This window comes from Carboxylicivirga linearis, assembly GCF_018271995.1.
Taxonomy (GTDB): domain Bacteria; phylum Bacteroidota; class Bacteroidia; order Bacteroidales; family Marinilabiliaceae; genus Carboxylicivirga; species Carboxylicivirga linearis.
The window spans coordinates 41,818-67,789 of sequence record NZ_JAGUCO010000015.1; the positions used below are offsets into that span (position 1 = coordinate 41,818).

Below are 25,972 nucleotides of genomic sequence, written 5' to 3' on the forward strand. Positions count from 1 at the left end.
CTAAAGGCGAGATGAAATATATACCTTACATACTTTTATGTGCTTTCGGACTTCAGGCATGTACGATGGAAGTAAAAAAAGAGGAGAAAAAAAATCCTTACACCGATGATTATACCAATATTTCAAGTTTAAGTCATCGTCATGAGTGGAATGCTGCTAATGTGCATGATCCATCATGTGTTAAGGTTGGCGATACCTACTATGTATATGCTACGGGAGCTTATTTTACTCCACCTAATATTAACTTTATGGATGACACCATTCATATAGGGAAGTTACCAATTCGGAGTTCTAAAGATTTAGTTAATTGGAAGTTTGAAGGATGGGTATTTGATCAAACACCTGCTGAAGCACTAGAGTATGTTAAAAAAGTAAATGGTGGTCATGCCGCAGATAATATGTGGGCTCCATTTATTCGTCAGGTGGGAGATGAGTTTCGCTTGTACTATTCAGTATCCTTCTTTGGATCCAATGCATCTTATATAGGTATGGCAACAGCCAAATCACCTCTTGGACCATGGGAAAATAAAGGTGAAGTTGTAAAAACAACTCGCGAAAGCAAGATGAATGCCATCGATCCATCGGTTATTACAGATCATAAAACAGGCAAAGACTGGATGATGTACGGTTCGTTCTTTGGTGGATTATATTGCATGGAACTGGATCCGGAGACTGGTTTGGCCTTAACAGCTGGTGATGAAGGTCATTTGATTGCACGCTTGGAAAATGGCCATCAGAGAGTTATTGAAGCTCCTGAAATAGTGTACAATGAAGAACAGGATATGTACTATCTTTTTGTGTCGTACGATTCGCTGTTTAGTTTTTATAATATTCGTGTTGGACGATCAAAAATACCAACCGGTCCGTTCCTCGACTATTTTGGGAATGATATGGTAGATACAAAAGATAACTATCCGATTCTAACGCATAGTTATATGTTTAACAATCATCCTGGGTGGAATGGAAATGCACATAATGCTGTATTAAATGATGATGGTAAGTATTATGTGATGCACCAGGGACGTTTGGCTCCTGAAAATTTAGCGTTGCAAATGCATGTGCGCGAAATAAAGTGGTTATCCAATGGCTGGCCTGTGCTTTCTCCTGAGCGATATAATATCATTGATAACCATAAAGAAATTAAAGCAGAGGAATTAGCCGGATCATGGGAAGTAATTGTTTTGGATGATATACCGGATAAAAAACTATATGCCGAAGGAGGATGGGTGTATAAGCCTGAGGCATTTAACTTATCAGAGGAAGCAAAATGGAGTGAAGATGGAAAGATTGAAGTTAAAAAATCAGGAAATATCGTATCTTACGAGTTGAAAAAGGAAACTTTATACCTGGTTGACGAAAACAAGAATAAAATTGAATGTGCAGTATTTAGAGGATGGGACTGGGAGCTTGAGAACGAAACAATTCTTTTTAGTGGAATCTTGCCAAACGGCCGTGGTATTTGGGGTAAAAAAGTAACATCAGTTAAATAAATTAATAATGAAACTTCAATCTATTCTTACAGCTGCAATATTGTTGTGCACATCAACAATTTTTGCACAAAACAAAATTACGGCCCATACCGATAAGGCCGAAACAACTATCAATAGAGATATATACGGTCATTTTGCTGAACACCTTGGGCGTTGTATTTACGACGGGTTCTACGTTGGAGAAGGATCGTCTATTGAAAATGTTAGAGGTTTTCGCGTAGATATCATCGATGCATTGCGCGAAATGCAAATTCCACTGTTACGCTGGCCGGGAGGATGTTTTGCCGATACTTATAACTGGAAAGATGGAATCGGACCTAAAAGTGAGCGTCCTTCCATTGTAAATGTTCACTGGGGAGGAGTAACCGAAGATAACAGCTTTGGAACACACGAATTCCTTGATTTTTGTGAATTAATTGGAGCTGATGCTTATATCAACCTGAATGTAGGTTCGGGTTCTGTACGCGAAGCAAAAGAGTGGGTTGAGTATGTTACTTCGGCCAACAAAAGCCCAATGACCGAATGGCGTAAGCAAAACGGACGTGAAGAACCCTGGAAAGTAAAATACTGGGGAATTGGTAACGAAAACTGGGGATGTGGTGGTAACATGACTCCTGAGTATTATGCAGATCTTTACAGAAACTATGCTACTTATTGTCATGGTGCTGATTATAAAATTGCCGGTGGTGCCAACGTTGCAGATTACAACTGGACAGAAGTATTGATGAAGAAATTGGAACGTTACAAGCATATTGTTGATGGTTTGTCACTTCACTACTATGTTCACCCGGGAGGTTGGGGAAACAAAGGGTCAGCCAGAGATTTTGATGAAGCCGAATATCACCTTACTATGCAAAAAACTTACTATATGGAAGAGTTGATTAATAATCACTCGGCTATAATGGATAAGTACGATCCTAAAAAACAAATCGACATGATTGTGGATGAGTGGGGTGCATGGTATGATTGTGAACCAGGTACAAACCCGGGTTTCCTATATCAACAAAACACCTTAAGAGATGCCATCTTAGCCGGAATTCATTTGAATATTTTCAATAATCATGCTGATCGTATTAAAATGGCTAACATAGCTCAAATGGTGAATGTTATCCAATCGGTTATTCTTACTCGTGAGGATAAGATGTTATTAACGCCTACTTACTACATCTTTAAAATGTACAGTGTTCACCAAGATGCTACTTTGGTGCCATTGGATGTTGAAACAGAAATGTATACAGTAGACGGAAAAGAAATACCTGCTTTAAATGCATCAGCTTCGGTTAAAGATGGAAAGTTAAATATGACGGTTTGTAATTTGAATCCTAACCAGGAAGAAGAAATTGAATATGCTTTTGATGGTGATTATAAAAATGCCACAGGTATGATTGTAACAGGTGATAAATTACAATCGTTAAACGATTTTGATCAGCCTGAAGAAGTATCATTAAAAGAATTCAAGGTTGGTAAACCAAAGAATGGAAAGATTAAATTAAAAATACCAGCGAAATCAGTTGTGTTGATTACATTGGATTAGTATTTTGGTAAGGCAGGTCGGGTTGACCTGCCTTTTTTAATCGGATAGTAATCACTTAAGATATAAATGTCACAAGACCTTGTTGTTTTGTGGCATTTTTTGTTTCTATAAATATTTATTGAATATTGATTCTTCACAAAATGAAATTCGAACGGAGTTGTATATCAACCAAGCCCTACAATGTATGATGAAATTGTTGTTGTACAAAAAGATATAGAAACTGAATAGTGGGTGAACTATAGGTTGTATTAACATTTTCCTACCCAATCGGAAACAAACAATAAACCAAGGCACTTCAATAAATACTATTTTCGTAAACGACGAAATAATGCTTTGATTGAAGAATGTCTGGTCTTAATATGCTGTAAAAAGTCTTGATACTTTGTACTCATTGCATTTCTACTGACTAAAATCTACTGGCTAGTACTTTGACATAATCCATCAAAAAAACGATCGATTTTCATTATTTCGCCACAAATGATTAAAGTAAATTGCTGAAGTTGAAAAGAACTGTTTACATATGAATTTGAATCAAAAGGCTATCTTATTAATTGGGTTATTAACACTAATGCCCGGTTTGTTTGCACAAGTTGTTAGAGAAAGAATCAATTTTGATAAGGATTGGAAATTTGCGTTTGGCCATCCATGCGATGTAGAAAAGGATTTTAACACCGGAACCAGCTATTTTACTTATCTGGCCAAAGCAGGATTTGGCGATGGGGCTGCGGCTGTTGCATTCGACGACCGAACCTGGCGTCCGCTTAATTTACCTCACGATTGGGCTGTTGAAGTGCCTTTTGATGCAAAAGGAAGTCATAGTCACGGATACAAAGCAATTGGTCGGAATTTCCCCGATGTTAGTGTGGGCTGGTATCGGAAACACTTTACGGTTGATGAAGCTGATTATGGAAAGCAGTTTTATATCGATTTCGAAGGAGTATCGAGAGATGCAAAAGTATGGGTGAACGGTCATTATTTAGGAAATGAACCAAGTGGTTACCAAAGCTTCGGATATAATATTACCGACATATTAAACTACGGTGGTGAGAATGTGGTGGCCGTTCGTGCTGATGTTACTCTGGAAGAAGGTTGGTACTACGAAGGAGCTGGTATTTATCGCCATGTTTGGTTGCAAATGAACGCACCTTTGCATGTTCGAAAAAACGGAACATTTGTTATTGCCGACATTGATGCCGATAAAGCTAAAGTTACGGTTAAAACAGAGGTCGAAAATCGTAATCAGGAAGCATCAACTTATATCGTTTCTCAACAAATAGTAAATGCCGAAGGTAAGGTGCTGGCCAAAGCTAAGAGTGGCGAAAACACTATAGCAGCTATGGCTAAAGGAGAGGTTGATCTAACGATGGATGTGGCTAATCCTCATTTGTGGTCGTTAGAAGATCCGTATTTGCATAAGGTCATCACGCAGATTGTAGTGGATGGAAAAGTAATTGACGAGTACAAAACGCGCACAGGGTTTCGTACGGTTCATTTCGATGCCGATAAGGGCTTTTTCTTAAACGGGAAGCATGTGAAGTTGAAAGGAACCAATAATCATCAGGATCATGCGGGAGTAGGCTGTGCCATGCCCGACGAACTTATTCGCTGGCGTTTGCAACAGTTGAAAAACTTTGGGAGCAATGCTTATCGTAGTTCACACAATCCGGCAACGCCTGAGTTATTGGATATGTGCGATGAAATGGGAATTTTAGTGATTGACGAAAACCGCTTGATGGGAAGTCATCAGGAGGCTTTTGATGAAGTGGAGCGATTAATTCGTCGAGACCGCAACCATCCTTGTATTTTTGTGTGGTCGATGGGTAACGAAGAGTGGGGCATCGAGTGCAATGTGTTAGGTGAACGTATCACCACTACTATGCAGAATTTTGCACGTACTCTTGATCCAACCCGCCCAATGAATGCAGCTGTTAGTGGTGGTTGTAATCAAGGCGTTTCGGCTGCTGTTGAAGTAATGGGTTACAATTATCTGGGCCAATGGGATACCGATAAGCATCACGAGTTATTTCCTGATCAACCATCGATGGGTACTGAAGAAGGATCAACCTGGGCAACACGCGGAATCTATTTCGACGATCCCGACAAACACTATATGAGAGCTTACGATCATTTGCCTCGTCCATCGTGGGAAACTATTGAAACTAGTTGGAAGCATTATGCTGAGCGCGATTACCTAGCCGGTATGTTTATATGGACAGGATTTGATTACCGTGGCGAACCAACGCCTTATGCATGGCCATCTATCACTTCCTATTTTGGTATGATGGATTTATGTGGATTTCCCAAAGACAATGTTTTCTACTTGAAATCGTGGTGGGGTAACGAACCTGTTTTGCATCTTCTTCCTCACTGGAATTGGGCCGGAAAAGAAGGTGATACCATTCAGGTTTGGGCGTATAGTAATTGCGATGAGGTGGAGCTATTTCTCAACGGTAAAACATTAGGTCGTAAAACCATGGAAGTAAATGAGCATCTCGAATGGCCTGTGATCTACAAGCCCGGTAAATTAAAGGCTGTGGGGTACACTAAAGGTAAAAAGGTAATGGAAGAAACCGTTGAAACAACAGCTGATGCATATCGTGTTGAGTTAACAGCTCATAAAACCAGACTAAAAAACAGTGCTAACGATTTGGCAGTGGTTACCGTTAAAGTGCTGGATAAAAAAGGTCGTTCGGTTCCTGTGGCGGATAATTTAATTAAGTTTTCGGTAGAAGGACCAGCGCACTTGATAGGTGTTGGAAACGGTAATCCAACATCGTTAGAAAAAGATAAATTCTTCGACGAATATGAAGTGATTCAAACACCCAATATCGAAAAATATGGTTTAGGTGAAGCAGATATTGATCTGCCATCGGAGGCAACGGATGTGTTAGAGAAAGATTCGAAAAACAAGATGATGGTTACTCAATTTGATTTAACCAAAGACGATGTTGCTAAGGGTAAATTTATTTGGTACTCTAAAAAGGTAGGCGATCATCTACAAGCTTATTTAAATGGAACCGCCATTCAACCTATGGATGGTAATTTAGATGAGATGGCTGTGTTTAATATCGATAATGCGTTGTTGAAAGAAGGAACCAACAAACTTGTTTTGGTGGGTGTGCCATTGCCTCCTCCAAATCAATGGGACGAGCCTAATAAGCACCTTGGCGATATTCAAATGGTGAAGGCTGCCGATCAGTGGCAACGTAAATTGTTTAATGGATTGGCGCAAGTTATTGTTCAGCCCGACGAAAGCGGTACGGGCGAAATTATCCTGAATGCTACAGCAGAGGGCTTGAAAAGTACAAAGTTGATTTTAACGGTTGAATAGCAGTTTTCAGTTAACTCTATAATTAATAAGCAGAAGGATTTCGGTTCTTCTGCTTTTTTTAGCTTTCTACCCAAAGTAGCTAAGTTAGATATTGCCCTTTAAATCCTAAAAGGATTTAATTTGAGTAGCCATGGGTGAAACCTATGGTATATACGTATTGCATTTGAACCCCGAACTGGGTTCAATCGATGATTCATTTGTGCATGACACATCAAAATCAATTTTAAGGTGTTATTATCATTCCCTAATGCCACCCATTCGTCACCACACTCGTTAGTACTCCATAAAAGGCTCACCAATCGTTCGGAGAAGTAATTATTGAATCATAAAAGCCTTTCCGATTTTTTGGTGAGGCAATTATTAAATACTAATGCACTTCCTTAGCAAGGTGAGTATTTAATATTTGATAATGATAGGGTAGCTGTGCATAAATAGATGTTTTGGATACCAAATATCAGCCATTGTTAACATTTTATACATGTGTTAACTTATTGAGACTTGTATTTTTAAGCTTTGATCAGAAAATACTAAATCTCATACGAAATGAATAAATATATCTACTGGCTGTTTTCAGTATCTGTATTGCTGATGATGTCCAATTCGATGTTAGCCCAACTTCAAAATATTGGTCTGGTAAACGAACCCATCGACATAAGTAAAGACTTCTACGATTTTAAAAACACCTACTACTTTGCCGATGAGCTTTCATCCTTCGATCCCAAAACAGGGTCAGGAGAAGTTAAATACTCGCGGTACGAATATAAAACCCGCTATGCTTTTAACAACATGTTGGGGGTTCTTCGGCCTGTTGAGCCTAACGAGTTTCCTGAAGGCGAATACCAGTCAACACCTACTTTACCTTTTAAGCTGGAGTTTGTTTCTCCACGTACTGTACGATTGCGTATGCAAACAGGTATGGATAAATCGGTAGATCAACCGTCGTTGATGTTGGTTGATGGTACGGCACCGGTCGATCATTCGTGGAAGTATTCTTCAGCAGAAGGAAAGCATACCTATACTTCGAAATATGGCAAGGTAGTTATCAGCGTTAATCCGTGGAGGGTTTCATTCTATGATGTGGATGGAAAGTTGCTGACGCAAACCAATCATCACATCGATAATGCCGAAACCACTTACACACCTATCATGCCGTTTTCTTTTGTTCGACGTGCTGAAGATTATTCGCGAAGTGTAAATGCGGCTTTTACTTTGGAGCCAAACGAAATGATTTTTGGTTGTGGCGAGTCGTATACCGGGTTTAATAAGCGTGGACAAAAAGTGGTGTTATGTACCGATGATGCCAACGGTATTCAAAACGAGACCATGTACAAGCCCATTCCGTTTTTTATGAGTAACCGCGGTTACGGAATGTTTATGCATACATCAACGCCCATCACCTGCGATTTTGGTAAATATTTCGGCGGTGTTAATTCGTTGATGATTGGTGATGAATCATTGGATTTATTCGTTTTTCTGGGCGATCCTAAAGATATATTGGATGAGTACACCGATTTGACCGGAAAAGCTGCCATGCCGCCGCTTTGGAGTTTTGGTTTTTGGATGAGTCGTATTACCTATTTCTCAGAAGAGGAAGGACGAGAAGTGGCTAAAAAGCTTCGCGATAATGAAGTGCCTTGCGATGTAATTCATTTCGATACCGGATGGTTCGAAACCGATTGGCGTTGCGATTATCAATTTTCCGAATCGCGTTTTGATGATGCTGCTTCGATGATTAAGGATTTGAAGAAGCAAGGCTTTCAGACTTGTTTATGGCAACTACCTTATTTTGTTCCTCAAAACACACTGTTTAACGAGATTGTTGATAAAGGTTTGTACGTAAAAAATGCCAAGGGGAATCTTCCTTACGAAGATGTAGTACTGGATTTTTCTAATCCTGAAACAGTAGCATGGTATCAGGAAAAAATTGGAGGACTGTTGAAATTGGGTGTGGGAGCCATTAAGGTTGATTTTGGTGAAGCGGCTCCATACAATGGTATTTATGCCTCAGGCAGAACAGGATTTTACGAGCATAACCTGTATCCATTACGATATAACAAAGCCGTTGCCGACATTACTAAAGAGATCAAAGGCGAGCAGATTATGTGGGCTCGAAGTACCTGGGCTGGCAGTCAGCGATATCCTTTGCATTGGGGTGGCGATCCGGCCAATACCAATACAGCAATGACGGCCGCTTTACGAGGAGGTTTATCAATTGGTTTAAGTGGATTTTCATTCTGGAGTCACGATATTGGTGGATTTGTTTTGAAAACGCCCGAAGAGCTTTATCGTCGTTGGACACCCTTTGGAATGCTAACATCGCATACGCGTAGCCACGGAGCACCGCCAAAAGAACCATGGGAATACAGCAAAAGCTTTTTGGAAGATTTCAAAAAGGCTGATAATATGCGTTATGAGTTGATGCCGTATATCTATGCGCAAGCCAAACAGTGTACCGAGCAAGGTCTGCCCATGATGCGCGCTTTGTTTGTTGAGTTTCCTGATGATCCGGGTTCGTGGTTGGTTGATGATGAGTATTTATTTGGTTCCGATATTTTGGTGGCTCCATTGTTTGAAGAAGTAAGCGAACGTAATGTATATCTGCCCAAAGGAAACTGGATCGATTATCAAACCGGAAAATCATATGCCGGTGGATGGCATAGTATCGAAGCGGGTGAAATACCTATTGTAATGTTGGTTCGAGAAGGAAGTGTTATACCTCACATCAAGCTTGCACAAAGCACCAAAGATATGGATTGGTCAAAATTGGAACTGCGTGCATTCTGCGGTACTACCAATAAAGCAGAAGGAATCATTTGCTTGCCATCCAACAATCAATTGGTTGAGGTAAGTGTCGAAAAGAAAGATGATCAACTGTCGTTAACCAAAGGATCGCTTAAAGGAGTAAAATTCAATATTACTGAGAACCAATAGTACTAAACAGGGACATATGAAGGCGTAGATAAAGTGAATGGATCTGCGTTGTAAAAGTAAAACTATGCTAAAAATGATATCCCAAAGGGATAAAACAACAATAACCATAGATTAACCCCCATGGTTATTGAACAACATTTACGACAACCCTGAAGTGGGTTGAATAATTAGTTTAAGCATCAGGTAAATCAGTCTGACTTCTAAAAGTCTAAAATCTATAAGTCTGTTAAATGAAGCAACCTATATTAATATTACTGTTTTTAATTCTCCCGATAAGAATGTTTTCTCAATCCTATCCTTTTCAAAACCCAAAATTGGAAGCCGAAAAAAGGATTGATAATCTGCTTTCGTTAATGACGCTAGAAGAAAAGATTGTTTGTTTAAGTACTAATCCATCTGTTCCACGATTGGGATTAGAGGCAACGAGTCATGTAGAAGGATTGCACGGACTGGCGATGGGAGAACCGGGAGGTTGGGGCAAAGATAATCCTGTGCCTACAACTACGTTTCCCCAATCGTATGGAATGGGACAAACTTGGGATACTACCCTGATGCGGCAAATGGGGGAAATTGAAGGATATGAAGTTCGCTATATGGCTCAATCGCCCAAATACAAAAGGGGAGGTTTGGTGGTTCGGGCTCCTAATGCCGATTTAGGTCGCGATCCTCGTTGGGGCAGAACAGAAGAATGCTACGGCGAAGATCCGTTTTTGGTAGGAACCATGTCGGTGGCTTTTATAAAGGGATTGCAAGGCCCGGATGAGAATCATTGGCAAGTAGCCTCATTAATGAAACATTTTCTGGCGAATAGTAACGAGGATAGCCGAACCTGGTCAACCTCCAACTTTAACGAACGTCAGTTGCGCGAGTATTATGCTTTGCCTTTTCAAATGGGAGTAGAGGATGGAGGTTCACGAGCCTACATGGCTGCGTACAATAAGGTGAACGAAGTACCTATGATGGTTAGTCCTTTACTAAAGGAATTAACCGTTGACGAGTGGGGGCAAAACGGAATTATCTGTACCGATGGTGGTGCTTTGAAGTTATTGATCTCAGATCATAAATATTACGATTCCATTGAGATGGGAGCTTCCATGGCGGTTAAGTTTGGTATCAACCAGTTTTTGGATGATTATAAGGGCGCCATCACCCAAGGTGTGGAGAACGGATTTGTATCGGAAGATGAAATTGATGAGGTTTTGAGTGGCGTTTTTCGGGTGATGATAAAACTGGGTTTATTGGATGATCAAACCAATAATCCATATGCATCAATCGGTGGTAATGATGAAACAGAACCATGGTTGAATGAAGAATCGAAGAAGATTGTAAGAGAAGCAACGCAAAAATCTATTGTGTTATTAAAGAATAAAAATTCAACCTTGCCCATCAACAAAAAGAAAATAAATAAACTGGCAGTAATTGGTCAGTTGGCTGATCAGGTATTATTGGATTGGTACTCTGGTTCGGATCCTTATGTGGTGACTCCATTGCAAGGTTTGCAAGAGCGTTTCGGAAAGAATATGGAAATTACCTATGTACCCGATTCTTTATTTAGCGATGCTCTTACTGCAGCTAAAGAAGCGGATATGGTTTTGGTGTTTGGCGGTAATCATCCAACAGGCGATGCAGGATGGGCTAAAGTAACCCGCGATAGCTACGGTAAAGAATCGGTGGATCGAAAATCCATCAATCTCGAAGATGAAGAATGGATTAAAAAGATTTATGAGCAGAATCAGAATACAACTTTAGTGTTGGTGAGCAGTTTCCCGTATGCCATTAACTGGTCCAACCATAATTTACCTGCAATAGTTCACATCACACACAATAGTCAGGAAATGGGGCATGGGTTGGCCGATGTGCTGTCAGGTGATTATAATCCTGCAGGTCGTTTGGTACAGACATGGCCTATGAACATAGGTCAATTGCCCGATCTGTTGGATTATAATATATGGAATAATCGAACCTATATGTATTCAACCGAACCTCCGTTATATGCCTTTGGTTACGGCTTGAGTTATACTCAGTTTGAATATCAAAATTTGGATGTAAAGAAAGATGATGATCAATTGTTGGTTTCTTTAGATGTTGCCAATATTGGTAAGGTAGATGGTGATGAAGTGGTTCAGGTATATGTTTCTTTCCCTGATTCTAAAGTAATCAGACCAATAAAAACATTAAAGGGATTTCAACGCGTGGAGATCAAAAAAGGAAAAACCGAGCGCATTGAAATACCGGTTAAATTCAAAGATCTTTGTTATTGGGATGAGGTTGCAAAACAGATGGTATTGGAAAAAGGAACTATTACCGTTTTGGTTGGAAGTTCATCTGATAATATCAGACTAAAGAAGAATATAGAAATAAACTAATAATGCGAATCAATAGTTCAAATTGTTTTATAGCAAAGTTCAACCCACTTTCGGGGTTGTATCATTAGTCAAATAGTCACCTCGCGCTCCGCACGAGGCTATTATTGTTAATGTCCTTTAGACATTTTCAAATCCTGAAAGGATTTAATATGAATAGCCACGGGTGGAACCCGTGGAATATGAACGTATGATAAAGGAACCCCAAAGTGGGTTCAACTGTTGATTCGTTTCTTGTGTCAAAACAAGAATTGAAAATTGTGAATTCGATAAAAGGTATGCACCATGTGAACAAATGAATAGCCTCCGCGGCTTGAGCGGTTTGTAATCTTTAAATGTGTTAGAATATATTGTTTAAAAAGGATAAACTAAAATAGAATGTTGAGAAAGATTTTGAGTCTGTTATTGATAGCTTTCATTGCAGGAAGCATCAATGCACAAGAATTTTTTAATAAGAAAGATCTAATGTCGGTGGGGGTTTATTATTACCCTGAACATTGGAATCCTGAACAATGGGAACGCGACATTAAGAATATTGCTGATCACGGATTTGAATTTATCCACATGGCCGAATTTGCCTGGGCTATGATGGAGCCAGAGGAAGGTAAGTATGATTTTTCGTGGCTGGATAAAGTGATCGATCTGGCAACAAAATATAAGTTGAAGGTGATTTTAGGAACACCAACACCTTGTCCACCTGTTTGGATGGGAATTAAATATCCCGAAATCTATTTGATGGATGCCAACTATCAACGCGAGGAGCATGGAGCTCGTGCTAATATGTCGTTATCAAATCCGGTTGTTTTGGAGAAAACACAGCAGATTGTGGCTGAAATGGCCAAGAGATACGGTAAAAATAAAACAGTAATTGGTTGGCAAATCGACAACGAACCCGAAGCTAAAGAAGATTACAGTCCATCGTCACAAAAGGCTTTTAAAGAATGGTTGAAAGAAAAATATACAACCGTTGAAGCATTAAATGATGCTTGGGGAACACGGTTTTGGAGTCAGTTATTTTCATCGTTTGATGAGGTACATATTTATAATGCTACATCAGTAGGATGGTGGGGTGCAAATCCTATTGCTTTGCTTGACTTTAAACGATATACAGCCGATACACAAGGTGCTTTTCTTGATTTTCAGGCTGAGGAATTACGTAAATACATTGAGCCTTCGCAGTATATCACCACCAACTACGTGGCCAAAGGCGGACAGACAGATCCTCGAAGAAGTAACAAAATGGATTTTGCCTCTTTTACAGCTTATCCGAATTATGGCAGCAATAATCTTGGTGATTTAGGCTTTCGTTTAGGTGATCATACTGTTTTGATGTATGCCAACGATTATTATAAGTCGGTTGATGGAGTAACGGGAGTGATGGAATTGCAGCCGGGGCAGGTTAATTGGGCCAATCATAATTCATTGCTTCAGCCCGGAACGGTAAGAATGTGGTTGTGGCATTGCTTTGCTGGCGGAAGCTCTTACGCTTGTACTTATCGTTATCGTCAGGTGTTGTATGGCTCAGAGCAATATCATCATGGCATTGTTACCACCGATGGAGTTACTCTAAGTCAGGGTGGCGAAGAATATGTGCAGGTGGTTAATGAAATGAAGCAGTTAAGAAAGCAATATTCATCAAAAGCTAAAACTCCTGAGATACTGAAAAACCGTAAAACAGCAGTGATGTGGTCGTTCGATAATTTGTGGAATCTCGATCGTCAGCGTCAGACATACCAATGGAACACCTGGAGCCATATGCAGCGTTATCAGGGTATTTTACATTCGTTGGGTGCTCCAGTTTCGTTTATCACCGAAGAAGATGACTTTGAAGACTATGAGTTTATTGTAGTACCAGCCTACGAAATGGTGGATGAGGCTTTGGTTGCCAAATGGACAAAGTATGTTGAAAAAGGTGGCAACTTGATTATTTCAACGCGTACCGGAGCAAAAGATAAAAATGCCCATTTATGGGAAAGCAATCTTTCAGGAATAATGAATGATTTGATTGGAGGAGAAATTGAGCAGTTTGATATGTTGCCCGGCGGCAGAACGGGTAATATTGTTGCAGGAGATAAAACCTACCAATGGAGTTCATGGGGCGATTTAATTAAGCCATACAAAGATACTAATGTACAGGCATCGTACGACGATCAGTTTTATAAGGGTACTGCATGTGTGCTGAAGAAAAAAATTGGTAAAGGTACGTTATGGTACATTGGTACTGAATCAACCGATGGTCAGTTGGAAAAAGATATCCTGAAAAGTGCTTATGAAGCAAATAATGTTGAGGTTGAAGATTATCCCGAAGGAGTATTTGTACAATATCGAGATGGATTCTGGGTGGCTGTTAATTATTCATCCGAAAATTATGAATTGAAATTAGATGAACAAACCAACGTATTAATTGGTGAAAAAGTGGTGCCACCTGCTGGTGTGACTGTTTGGCAAGAAAAATAGGTTTTTTTCATAGATAAATTAGTGATCAATTGAAGGCAATGAGTTTGTGAAGAGCTCATTGCTTTTTTATTAAATATTGGAACAATATTATTACCTTGGTGTCTGTTTGACGCAAAGAATACTATTCTAACTAAAATTATTATGAAATCAAAAACAATTCTTTTGGCTCTTTTGGCCGTCTGCACATTCTCATTAAAGGCACAGCAAGCCTTGTGGGGAGGAGCACCTATCGTTTCTCCTGAAGTGAATGACGATAAAACGGTTACTTTCCGTTTTTTTGCTCCCAAAGCTGATACGGTGCTTGTTACTGGTGATTTTCTTCCAACCGAAAAAGTAAAAACTCCTTTCGGAGAAGCGGATGCACCCATTAATGCTCTTATGAAGAAAGATGAGAAAGGGGTGTGGAGCTATACATCAGATAAGTTGGCTTCGGAACTATATAGTTATTCATTTATTGTTGACGGATTAAAAGTGAGTGATCCCAACAATGTTTATATGATCCGTGATGTGGCATCAATAACCGATGTGTTTATTGTTGGTGGCGGAAAAGCTGATTTATATAGTGTAAATGATGTGCCTCATGGAACAGTTGCCCGTCGTTGGTACAATTCTCCCGGAAATGAAATGGCCCGTCGTTTAACAATTTATACACCGCCAAGGTATGAAGAAGGTAAAACTAAATATCCGGTTTTGTATCTTTTGCATGGAATGGGTGGCGACGAAGAGGCCTGGATTGCATTGGGACGAACTTCGCAAATTTTGGATAATTTGATTGCCCAAGGAAAAGCTGAACCAATGATAGTGGTTATGCCTAATGGTAATGTGGCTCAACAAGCTGCTCCCGGAGAATCACCTAAAGGTTTGTATAAACCCACGTTCCAGTTACCTCACACCATGGATGGTACATACGAAGAGACTTTTATGGATGTAATCAATTTTGTGGAAAGCAACTATCGGGTTAAAAAAGACAAAGCGCACAGAGCAATAGCTGGCTTATCGATGGGAGGATATCATTCGTTGCATATTTCAAGGTATTACCCCAATACATTTGATTATGTGGGATTGTTTTCTGCGGCTATTTTGCCAGATCAAAAAATGGAATCGAAAGTTTATAATGATATTGATGGCACGCTTAAAAAACAGATTGAGAATGGATATAAACTGTATTGGATAGGAATAGGAAAGACAGATTTCCTTTATAAGTCAAGTGTCGATTTTGGTGCTAAGTTAGATTCATTAGGAATGAAATATACCTATGTAGAATCGGAAGGTGGTCATATCTGGAAAAACTGGAGAGACTATCTTACTGAGTTTGTTCCTCTATTGTTTAAATAGGATGAAAATATTGATGGAACGGTTCTTTTTTAACAATTTGCTATAAAGAACTGTTTCTTCTTATTTTCGGTCTTCCGTCATCGGTCTCCGATCTTTTAACTTTTGCATTTTGACTTTCTCCTTCTGTCTTCTGACGAATAACTAACAAACTGTGTTTTACCATCCGCTTTTTAAACCATTTTCTAAAGCTTTCTGATAATTCTCCAGATCAAATTCATATAGATAAGGCGATTTATGTGCAACGCCAACTCGTTTTTCATCCAATCGATTAAGGATATTGTACGATAATATTTTTCGCTGAAAATTACGTCGGTCGAGCTGTTTACCCAAAATAGTTTCATAAAGCTTCTGAAGCTCGGGCATGGTAAATTTTTGAGGAAGCAGGTTGTATCCAATGGGCGAATAGTTTAGTTGAATTCGTAAAGCTTCCAAGGCACCGTTAATTATATCGCTATGATCGATTATAACATTTTTTGCATCATCAATATTTACCCATTCACATTTAATAGATAATTCATCCGGATTTGGATTTACCAAAGTGTATTCAACCAAAGCAAAAAATCCTATTGAGATAAAACGATCATTATAAAAAGATATATCAATGTTGGGAATAAGTGATTTGATAATAGGAATGGTTGGATTATCCTTTGATCGGTCAGGTGAACTAAAAACTTTAAACTGTTGTAGAAAGATTTCATCTAAACCCGTTCTCCATTTTAAAATCCTTGAGGCAGCATCTTCAATGGTTTCATCTTTTTTGACAAAACCACCCGGGAGAGCATATTTTTCCAAGTCTTTTAATTCAAGCAATAAAACTTTCAATTCATTCTCGTGAAAGCCAAAAACAACTGAATCAATTGATATATGGGATAAAAATTCCTGATTGTTATGGTAAGGCGTATTCAATATCTTTTTATTTCAAAAGTATAAAAAAATAACAATCCAATTTTGATGATTTATAAAATGTTATTATCATTGTGTAACCATGACGCAATGTAAGCGTATTGGCTAATACTAAATTAATTAATATGAAAAGAGATCGCCTTAAAAAAACTGTCCTCGTCATGTCGACAGTTGTTTTATCATTACTACTGATGAATTGTAGTCCTTCTAATAAACACCAAACGCAAGAAGAAAAGGCTGCTATGATAGTATCAAAAATGAATTTGGAGCAAAAAGCTCAGGTGTTGATTGGAACAGGAATGTTTATGGATTTGCCTGATTCTGTTGCCAAACTTTTCTTTCCTGAAGAGAAAAAAGAAATCATTGATACCGCCTATCAACAAATGGTGGATCATATACGCACTTATCTTCCAGGAGCAGCTGGTTTTTCAGCCGAATTTCCGGAATTAAATATTAGTTCACAGGTATTGGCCGATGGTCCAGCCGGATTACGTATTCAACCAACTCGAAAAGGGGAAGATCAAACCTATTATTGTACGGCATTTCCAATTGCTACTGTTTTAGCTTCCACTTGGGATACTGATTTGATTTATAAAGTGGGGCAAGCAATGGGAAATGAAGTGTTGGAATATGGAGCAGATGTTTTATTGGCTCCGGGTATGAATATTCAACGTGATCCTCTTTGTGGTCGTAACTTCGAATATTATTCTGAGGATCCATTAGTGACTGGTAAGATGGCAGCCGCTATGGTAAATGGTGTTCAGTCTAATGGAGTGGGTACTTCAATTAAACACTTCGCTGTTAATAACCAGGAAACCAATCGTCTTTCTGTTGATGCAACTGTTAGTCAGCGTGCCTTGCGCGAAATTTATTTGAAAGGATTTGAAATTGCTGTTAAAGATGCTCAGCCATGGACAGTGATGTCATCATATAATAAAGTAAATGGGACCTATACTTCTGAAAGTCATGATTTATTAACCAAGATTCTTCGAAATGACTGGGGATTTGAAGGATATGTAATGACTGACTGGGGCGGAGGTAGTGATGTTGTGGCTCAGATGAAGGCCGGTAACGATATGATTATGCCGGGTACACCTGAGCAAATAGAGAGATTGCAAGCGGCTGTAAAAGAAGGGCAGTTAGATGAGAAGGTATTGGATCAAAATCTGATTCGCATCTTTACCGTCATGTTTAAATCGCCTAAGTTTAAAGGTTATCAAAATAGTAATAAACCAGATTTAAAGGCACATGCTCAAATAACCCGTCAAGCGGCAACTGAAGGAATGGTGTTGTTGGAAAACAAAGAAAATACGCTTCCTTTCTCTATTGCCAATGCGGCTGTTTTTGGCACAACATCATATGATTTTATTGCAGGAGGAACGGGTAGTGGTGATGTAAATGAGGCATACACTGTATCGTTGATGGAAGGATTATCAAACGGAAATATTGCTGTAAATGAGGAATTAGCAACTACTTACGAGGACTATATTAAGAAAGAACAGGCCAAGGGTGAAAAATCAGATAATTGGCTGACTGTGTTGATGGGAGGAAAAGTGCCCGTTGCTGAAATGGAAGTAAGTACATCATTAGCAAAGAAAATGGCAGCTACCAACGAAATGGCTTTAATAACCATTGGTCGTAATTCAGGAGAAGGTGGCGACAGAGAGCCAGTTGAAGGAGATTTCTATCTTACCGCAACCGAAAAAGGAATGATCAAAACGGTAACAGATGCTTTTCATGCTGTAGGTAAAAAAGTGGTGGTTATTTTAAATGTGGGTGGAGTGATAGAAACAGCTTCGTGGAGTAAAATACCTGATGCTGTATTGTTAGCCTGGCAAGGTGGTCAAGAAGGTGGTAATTCGGTTGTGGATATTTTAACCGGAAAAGTAAACCCATCTGGTAAGCTGGCTATTACATTTCCTGTTTCTTATGATGATACACCAACTCATACTACTTTTCCCGGACATGAAATTGAAGGAGAAGTGGATGAAGCGGAAGATTTGTCTGGGTTTTCATTTATGAAACGTGTGCCTTGGGAAGTATTTCACGAAGAAGATATTTACGTAGGATACCGTTATTACAACACATTTGATGTGCCGGTGGCTTATCCATTCGGATATGGACTTTCATACACTTCGTTTAAATATGATAATATCAAAACCGACAAAGATGCATTTGACGGAAAAATAACTGTTTCTGTTGATGTAGTTAATGCCGGTGAGGTTGCTGGTAAAGAAGTAGTGCAGGTTTATTTACACGCACCATCAGAAAAAATGGAGAAGCCCGAAGCTACTTTGATTGACTTCGGAAAAACCGGTTTACTACAGCCGGGTGAATCGCAAACGCTATCTTTTGAAATTGAAGCAAAAGATTTGGCTTCATTCGATACAGCAACATCGTCGTGGGTGGCTGAAGATGGTGATTACCAACTGTTGGTGGGTAGTTCAAGCCTTGATATTAAAGGGGCAAAAGATTTTAGTTTGCCTGAATTTACTGTGGTAGAAAAAGTATCAGAAGCTATGAAGCCTATAAAGGAGTTAAATATTTTAACTAAAAAATAAAGATTTGGGTTTAGGAGGTTTGAATGTTATGAAGTTTGCATTCAGACAATGAGGCCTGGCAAGTTGATATTATTCAACTTCGTCAGGCCTTTTTTTTATAAGAAATTCTTATCCAGAAAGTCTTTGAACTGCTTTTTGTATTGATCGCTGACAGGAATATATTCTTTACCAAATACAATTCGGCTTCGGTCAATGGTTTCTATCTTTTCGAGATTAACGATAAACGAACGATGTACCCGCATAAATTTCTCATCAGGTAGTTTTGATTCCAATGCTTTTAGTGAATTCAATGACATTATTGGTTTGTCCTGATGTTGAAGAAAAACTTTTACATAGTCCTTCAGTCCTTCAATGTAATGTATATCATTAAAGTTGATGCGTCGGATTTTGTAATCAGATTTTAAGAACAAAAAGGAATTATTTGCATCAACGGTTTCCTGCGATTCTAAGTCAATTTGTTTTTCTGCTTTTTTAGCAGCTTTCAAAAAATCATCATAACCAAAAGGTTTTAACAGGTAATCAATGGCTTCAAGTTTAAAACCTTCCAGTGCGTATTTTTCATAGGCTGTAGTGAAAACCAATTTAGGTGGTTTTTCCAGAATCCGTGCAAACTCAACACCTGTTAAATCGGGCATCTGAATATCAATAAACATCAGGTCGACTTCTTCATGATTCAGAAATTCCAATGCATCAATTGGGTTATCAAAGGCACCTATTAATTCAAGAAAAGGTGTTTTCTCAATATAGCTGGTAAGCAATTGTAATGCTAGCGGTTCATCATCTATGGCAATGGTTCTGATCATGTTTTTAATCTATCTCAATACTTAAATAAACACTAAATTCATCATCTGTTTGCGAAATATCTAAACGATGTTTGAGTGGAAATAACAGTTGTAGTCGCTTTTTTACATTCTCCAGCCCAATGCCAGAGTGTTTTTCATCTTTTTTACTTTCAGCTGATGATGAAACACTATTTATACATTTAAATAATATTTGGTTGTCGATCACCTTCATCTCTATCTTGATAAATGATTTTTCGCGATAACTGATACCATGTTTAAATGCATTTTCGATGAATGGAATAAACAATAATGGCGGAATTTGTAAATGAAGATGATTATTAGGAAGTTCAATCTCGAATTCCACTTTTGAAGAAACCCTTAATCGCATTAGATCAATGTAATGATTCAGAAAATCAACCTCTTGTTTTAGTTCAGTTTTTCCACTTTCCGAATCGTAAAGCAGATAACGCATCATTTTTGAGAGCTTTAAAACAGAAGCCTGCGCATCTTTTGAACTAATTTCGATTAGCGCATATATATTATTGAGGGTATTAAAAAAGAAATGCGGACTAATCTGGTTTTTTAAAAAAGCCAACTCCGAATTGAGCTTTTCCTTTTCCAGTTCTTTTTGCTTTTTTTCAGTTGTAATATGTTCTTCAATCACACGTAATCCTAATGAAAATCCACTGATAATAACAGATGTTAGGGCAAAGAAATACACTTGCATTTGTCTTAGTGGCGGTTTGGGGATGATTTTGTCCTCGCTTAGTTTTTCAAATGCTTCTGCAATTTTTTGATCTCGTTCCGGATTATGAATAAAAGTTTCATTTAGCAGTTCGGACACAAAATAAAAAATACCAATGCATGCTATGCCAAGCAGAAAATAGACAAGTCTTTGTTTCTTCAGGTAAAAACGAGGTACTAACCATAAATAGTTGATGTAAAAAATGATTCCGTAAATGGTGGCATTCAAATAAAAGCCCCAGGCAATAAAATTCTGATTTCCCCAGTAACGATTAATGATTAACTGAGGCAGAATTACCAGCCCTAACCACGCTAAAACATGCATTACAATTGTTAAAGCCTTTTTATGAGGAGTGTTGATCATTTTATCTTTCAAGTTTTAGGTATTGCCAAAATACACATTAAAAATAGTTTATCATACCTGGATTTACATTACTCATGTCTGATAGCATCAATAGGATTCAGATTGGCTGCTTTGCGGGCTGGATACCACCCAAAGAATACCCCGATTGCCGTACAAACCAGGAATGAAAGAATAATGGCATTCTCCATAATCAGAAATGGAAGATTTAATGCATTGGTAGCTACTAGCGAAACCAATAAACCAAACACAATTCCAATAATTCCTCCGAAGATACTTAGGATAACCGCTTCAATAAGGAATTGCATTAAGATATCGTTGCCACTTCCTCCAACCGACATACGTAAACCAATCTCTTTGGTGCGCTCGGTTACCGATACAAACATGATGTTCATAATGCCAATACCACCCACCAATAAAGAGATGCCGGCAATGGCTCCCAATAACATAGTAAGCATATCGCTTACCGAGGTAAAAGCCTGCACCATCTCGGCTTGAGAACGAACCTCAAAGTCATCATTAGCATCTGCTTTTAATTTATGCTGAGAACGTAGCATGGTTTCAATCTCTTCAATGGCCTGATCAGTGCTTTGTTCATCAATAGAGGAGGCATAAATAGCTTGAATATGTGTAATGGCTAACATACGTCGTTGAACCGTGGTGTACGGGGCCAGAATCAAATCATCCTGATCCATACCCATACCATTCTGACCTTTTTCTTTTAGCACTCCAATAATTTTTAAAGGAATGCCTTCGAAACGAATGGTTTGGCCTACGGGATCAATGCTGGTACCAAAGATGTTTTCAACAACTGTTTTACCTACCAGGCAAACCTTTCCAAGACTGTTGATTTCCTGTTCGGTGAAGATACGGCCATCTTCAATTTCGTATTTTCTTATTTCCAAATATTCATCATTCACACCGTAAATACTGGTTGGCCAGTTTTTATTTCCTTTAATGGCTTGTCCACTGGTTGAAACTTGTGGTGAAATGCGGCTTAAGTATTGAGTGCTTTTCTTCAATTGCTCAACGTCTTTGAGGGTTAATGATTTTGAATTGGAGTTACCCATCATCACACCGCCTCGATGTTGAGAGCCTGGCATTACAAATATCATGTTCGATCCCATGCTTGAAATCTCATCCTGAATGTTCTTTTTCGATCCTTCACCAATGGAAAGCATCCCAATTACCGAGCCTACTCCAATGATGATACCCAACATGGTTAAAATAGCCCTGAATTTATTTCGCTTCAATGCGTTGACTGCTATTTTAGTAAGATTTATATAATTCATTGTTGATTGTTTAAAAGTCAATATCCGTTTCTGCAGGTAGCTCGGCAATCAGCTGCGTGGCATTGTGTCTTGCATCTACAGCCATTTCTTTCTTTATTAAACCATCGCGAAAAACAATGTTGCGTTTCATAAAACGGGCAATGTCTTCTTCGTGTGTTACAAATGCTATGGTTTTACCTTCATCGTTCAGTTTCTGAAATAGCTCCATTATCTCGTATGAGGTGCGAGTGTCGAGGTTACCTGTTGCCTCATCAGCCAGAATCACAACCGGATCGTTAACCAGCGAACGGGCAATGGCTACCCGTTGCTGCTGACCGCCAGAAAGCTGGTTGGGCATATGATGGAACCGATCGGCCAAACCAACCTGTTCCAATGCATGCATGGCTCTTTCGCGACGTTCTTTCGATTTAACCTTTGAGTTGTAGTACAATGGTAATTCAACGTTTTCGAGGGCTGTTGTGCGTGGCAAAAGGTTATATGATTGAAAGATGAAACCTAGTTTTGAATTTCGCAGTTGGGCCAGTTGATTCTTATTCATGTCAGCCATGTTAACCCCATCCAACAAGTAAGTACCATCGGTAGGTTTATCAAGGCATCCTAAAATATTTAGCATAGTTGATTTGCCCGAACCACTTGTGCCCATAATGGCTGCAAAGTCTCCTTCTTTAATTTCCATGTTGATTTTGCGAAGAGCATGAACCGTCATCTCACCAACAGGATAGTCTTTTTTTAAGTCTTTGACTTCTATAATGGTTTTTTGCATGATATTTTTTTTAATGATGATTGTTGTCGTACCAGAATAATCATTGAATTGATCTTTGCCGCTCAAGCCGCGGGGGCTTTTCATTTCTTGTCTTGATACAAGAAACGAAACAAAGAAAATCAAGGCTGCATTGGAAATGACCCAAGTTTATTTGTTGAACCTAAGTGCGGCCGGGTGATTTTCGAGCGAAGCTCTCAACTTCCCGGTCTTACTAATGTTCAACTTCTTAACAATCCTCATTTCCAATGAGGCCGAACCGGTATAATTATGATTTACATGTCTTACTCCTTACGTTTACTTTTTATTTCGTTGCGGTGGCTTCGGCATAAATGGATTGCCTCCTGCAGCCTCAGGAGCCTGCTCTTGAGCGTTCTTCTGCTCCATTTTTAATACAACCATATCACCCTCTTTCAATCCATCCAATACTTCGGCATTAATGTCATCGTCCATGCCCAGCTTTACTGGAACCGGTTGTATCATCGAATCTCTTTTTACCCAGATCATATCCTGATTTTGTCCTTCTCCATCCATCGGGGGCATGCCTTCTGTTGGCGCATCCTGTGGCATTGGAGGTTGCGGTGTGTTTTGCATATAACTCATCATCAATTGTTGATCGGGTTCGAAACGAGCGGCTTTACTTGGAACGGTTAGAATATCTTTTTTCTCAACCACAAAAATGTTTGTCTCGGCAGTTAAGCCAGGCATCAGCTTATAATCGGGGTTGGGAGCAATAATAATGATGGTGTAAGTCACTACATTATTGGTAACAGTTGGCTCCAAACGAACTTCTGTTACTTCACCTTCGAAAATCTCGTTCGGATAAGCATCAACTGTAAACTCAACACGTTGACCTTTCTTTACCTGACCTATATCAGCTTCATCCACATTGGCCTCAACCTGCATTTGGGTTAAGTCTTTTACAATGGTGAAAAGGGTAGGGGTTTCGAAGCTGGCAGCTACGGTTTGTCCTTCCTCAACGGCTTTATTTAAAACCACTCCGTTGATGGGTGAATAAATCATTGCAAAATCGAGGTTGATAAGGTTTTGGCGATGTTGAGCCAGGGCACTTTTGTAGTTAGCCTTGGCAACATTAAAATTGTAAACTGTTTCGTCGTATTCCGACTGTGCAATCAGCTCTTTTTCGAACAAAGGCTTTAATCGGTTGTAGTTAGCTTGTTGAAAATCCATTTGAGCTTTGGCATTATCGAGCGAAGCCTGACTTTGTTCAACAGCAGCTGCTAAGTTAGTGGTGTCGATACGAGCCAGTAACTGACCTTCTTTAACTGTTGAGTTAAAATCAACATAAATATTTTCGATGATACCCGATACCTGTGTACCTACATCAACACTGGTAATGGCTTCAAGAGTGCCCGTTGCAGTAACGGTACTGCTAATGGTTCCGCGTTTTACTATGCCTGTTTCTATATCAATTTGATCAGGACTGATAGTACTTGGTTTTAGCATGAAAAATGCTGTTATGATGGCTGCCAGAACCAACGCTGATATGATGATAATTTTACGTTTCATGATTTTTAATTTTTTAGTCAGTAGTTGTCTTGATACTTTATAGAAGCTTCTGCCTGTGAACTTCTGCCTTAATAACTACAATGTGATGTCTTGTCCTTTGTAAAAATCAAGGATTTTATAATTGAATAATAGTTTGTATTTAGCTTGAAGCAAGGTGCTCTGAGCCTGAATCAGGTTGTTTTTCTCAAAGATGAAATCAACCGAGTTCATCAAACCGTTCTTGTATTTCTCTTCAGCCAGCGCATACGATTCTTCGTTGGATTCAAATACTTCCTGGTTGGCTTCATAGGAATATTGCGATGTAATCACATCCACACAAACCTGCTCAATGTTCATTCGAAGTGTGTTTTGCTCATCTTTCTGGGTAAGTTCTGCTGTTTGATAATTAATGCGAGCCTTTGCAACGCTTGATTTAACCTGCTTATTCTGAAAGATGGGAATTGATAGGGTTAATCCAATATTAGGAGTAAAACGGTCGTTCAACTGATTGGTAAAAGTTTCATCCAAAGCATTACTATATCCGGTTGATAAACCTGCATTGGCCGATAAAGTTGGCATGTAACCTGCTTTTGCTATTTTTTCATTAATCTCGGCACTCTTCATCTGGTATTCTGCACTTTTTAGCGATGGACGAATCTCAGCCGAAATAGCATATACTTCAGTGGCATCAGGTATAATATTCTGGTTAATGTCTTCATTCAACTCAGGGTATGATATCTCAAAATCGTTACTGACAGGTAATAGCATCATTTGCATCAGATTTACTTTTGCAATGGCTAAATCACTTTTGGCTGTAATCAAATTTGATTTTTCTGTTGCCAACTGCGATTTTACCTGTAAATAATCCGATTTAGAAACTACGCCTGCGTTGTAACGTTCTTCGGCATATTGGGCTTGTTCCTGTGTAGCTTCCATTTGAAAACGGGCGTTTTCAACATTTTCCTGATTAAAAATAACCTGCATAAACGCATTCAATACATTTAAAGAGATGGTTTCTTTAACGGCCTCAGAGTCGTAAACACCGGCTTCTAAATCGGTCTTGGCCTGCTCAACCAAATTCTTCAATCTGCCACTGTTGAATAAAGTAACGTTCGAATTTAAACTGTAGTTGTTACTCTGCACATCGCGGTAATCGCTTTCCCAAGAGTTGGCATTGTCATTATTCGACCATGAAGCCGAGTAACTAACGGCAGCATTTAACGAAGGGAGTTTGTTAGCTTTAGCCTGTTCAACATCCACTTCGTTTGATAAGTTATTAAGCAGAGTCTGCTGTACCTGTATGTTTTGCGATAATGCATGATTAATGCATTTTTCCAAGGTCCAGGTATTGGTTGTTTCTGTTTGTTGAGCCATTATGCTGCTCAAACTTAAAAACAGGATGAGAAGTGTGTTAGCTATTTTCATATGATAGTTTTTATTTTTCGTTGTTTGATGATTGAGTTGCTATTCATCTAACTATCAATCACACTTCGAAAGTAGATTCTATCATATAGAGTAGAAATTAAAATAGAAGAACCGGGTGTTTTTACCGACAAACAGGTGTTTTTTCAGAAGATGTTTTTATACAAATCTGATATGAATAGCAAACAATGCCAAGC

15 protein-coding genes are annotated in these 25,972 nt (G+C 38.9%); 8 read left to right on the top strand and 7 right to left on the bottom strand.

Annotated elements, in window-relative coordinates:
- Nucleotides 1-11 precede the first annotated feature (11 nt).
- The 7 genes from KEM10_RS15980 to KEM10_RS16010 all read left to right on the top strand — a co-directional run bounded on the left by KEM10_RS15980 (nucleotide 12) and on the right by KEM10_RS16010 (nucleotide 15,441).
- Nucleotides 12-1,490, top strand: a complete 1,479-nt coding sequence (locus KEM10_RS15980; RefSeq protein WP_212217034.1) for an arabinan endo-1,5-alpha-L-arabinosidase — start codon at nucleotides 12-14, stop codon at nucleotides 1,488-1,490.
- A 7-nt stretch (nucleotides 1,491-1,497) separates the two neighbouring features.
- Complete coding sequence (locus KEM10_RS15985; RefSeq protein WP_212217035.1) at nucleotides 1,498-3,024, top strand: alpha-N-arabinofuranosidase; 1,527 nt, start codon at nucleotides 1,498-1,500, stop codon at nucleotides 3,022-3,024.
- A 520-nt stretch (nucleotides 3,025-3,544) separates the two neighbouring features.
- Nucleotides 3,545-6,355 carry a beta-galactosidase GalA gene (gene galA / locus KEM10_RS15990; RefSeq protein ID WP_212217036.1) on the top strand — a complete coding sequence of 937 codons (2,811 nt, stop codon included), beginning with the start codon at nucleotides 3,545-3,547 and terminating at the stop codon, nucleotides 6,353-6,355.
- A 543-nt stretch (nucleotides 6,356-6,898) separates the two neighbouring features.
- A complete protein-coding gene (locus KEM10_RS15995; protein ID WP_212217037.1) occupies nucleotides 6,899-9,286 on the top strand; it encodes a glycoside hydrolase family 31 protein in 2,388 nt (795 codons plus the stop codon).
- A 230-nt stretch (nucleotides 9,287-9,516) separates the two neighbouring features.
- Nucleotides 9,517-11,652 carry a glycoside hydrolase family 3 C-terminal domain-containing protein gene (locus tag KEM10_RS16000; RefSeq protein WP_212217038.1) on the top strand — a complete coding sequence of 712 codons (2,136 nt, stop codon included), beginning with the start codon at nucleotides 9,517-9,519 and terminating at the stop codon, nucleotides 11,650-11,652.
- Nucleotides 11,653-12,027: 375 nt separating this feature from the next.
- Nucleotides 12,028-14,106: a beta-galactosidase gene (locus tag KEM10_RS16005; protein ID WP_212217039.1), complete on the top strand. Its 2,079-nt coding sequence runs from the start codon at nucleotides 12,028-12,030 to the stop codon at nucleotides 14,104-14,106.
- Nucleotides 14,107-14,247: 141 nt separating this feature from the next.
- Nucleotides 14,248-15,441 (top strand): esterase, encoded by a 1,194-nt coding sequence (locus tag KEM10_RS16010; RefSeq protein WP_212217040.1) that lies wholly within the window; start codon nucleotides 14,248-14,250, stop codon nucleotides 15,439-15,441.
- A gap of 156 nt (nucleotides 15,442-15,597) precedes the next feature.
- Here the strand turns inward: KEM10_RS16010 and KEM10_RS16015 are convergent, their stop codons facing one another.
- The gene (locus tag KEM10_RS16015; RefSeq protein ID WP_212217041.1) at nucleotides 15,598-16,347 is read right to left on the bottom strand and encodes an NUDIX hydrolase; all 750 of its coding nucleotides are present in this window, start codon (nucleotides 16,345-16,347) and stop codon (nucleotides 15,598-15,600) included.
- Nucleotides 16,348-16,505: 158 nt separating this feature from the next.
- Between KEM10_RS16015 and KEM10_RS16020 the strand changes: the two genes are divergently transcribed.
- Nucleotides 16,506-18,905 carry a glycoside hydrolase family 3 N-terminal domain-containing protein gene (locus tag KEM10_RS16020; protein ID WP_244825935.1) on the top strand — a complete coding sequence of 800 codons (2,400 nt, stop codon included), beginning with the start codon at nucleotides 16,506-16,508 and terminating at the stop codon, nucleotides 18,903-18,905.
- Between the two features lie 95 nt (nucleotides 18,906-19,000).
- On the opposite strand, the gene KEM10_RS16025 is transcribed toward KEM10_RS16020, so the two are convergent.
- From KEM10_RS16025 to KEM10_RS16050, 6 genes are all read right to left on the bottom strand, one after another.
- Complete coding sequence (locus KEM10_RS16025) at nucleotides 19,001-19,708, bottom strand: LytR/AlgR family response regulator transcription factor (protein ID WP_212217042.1); 708 nt, start codon at nucleotides 19,706-19,708, stop codon at nucleotides 19,001-19,003.
- A 4-nt stretch (nucleotides 19,709-19,712) separates the two neighbouring features.
- Nucleotides 19,713-20,807 carry a sensor histidine kinase gene (locus KEM10_RS16030; protein WP_212217043.1) on the bottom strand — a complete coding sequence of 365 codons (1,095 nt, stop codon included), beginning with the start codon at nucleotides 20,805-20,807 and terminating at the stop codon, nucleotides 19,713-19,715.
- A gap of 56 nt (nucleotides 20,808-20,863) precedes the next feature.
- Nucleotides 20,864-22,084, bottom strand: coding sequence for an ABC transporter permease (locus KEM10_RS16035; RefSeq protein WP_212217044.1), 1,221 nt, complete (start codon nucleotides 22,082-22,084; stop codon nucleotides 20,864-20,866).
- Nucleotides 22,085-22,094: 10 nt separating this feature from the next.
- The gene (locus KEM10_RS16040; protein WP_244825937.1) at nucleotides 22,095-22,847 is read right to left on the bottom strand and encodes an ABC transporter ATP-binding protein; all 753 of its coding nucleotides are present in this window, start codon (nucleotides 22,845-22,847) and stop codon (nucleotides 22,095-22,097) included.
- Between the two features lie 294 nt (nucleotides 22,848-23,141).
- Nucleotides 23,142-24,374 (bottom strand): efflux RND transporter periplasmic adaptor subunit, encoded by a 1,233-nt coding sequence (locus KEM10_RS16045; RefSeq protein ID WP_212217045.1) that lies wholly within the window; start codon nucleotides 24,372-24,374, stop codon nucleotides 23,142-23,144.
- Between the two features lie 75 nt (nucleotides 24,375-24,449).
- Complete coding sequence (locus tag KEM10_RS16050) at nucleotides 24,450-25,778, bottom strand: TolC family protein (protein WP_212217046.1); 1,329 nt, start codon at nucleotides 25,776-25,778, stop codon at nucleotides 24,450-24,452.
- Nucleotides 25,779-25,972 lie beyond the last annotated feature (194 nt).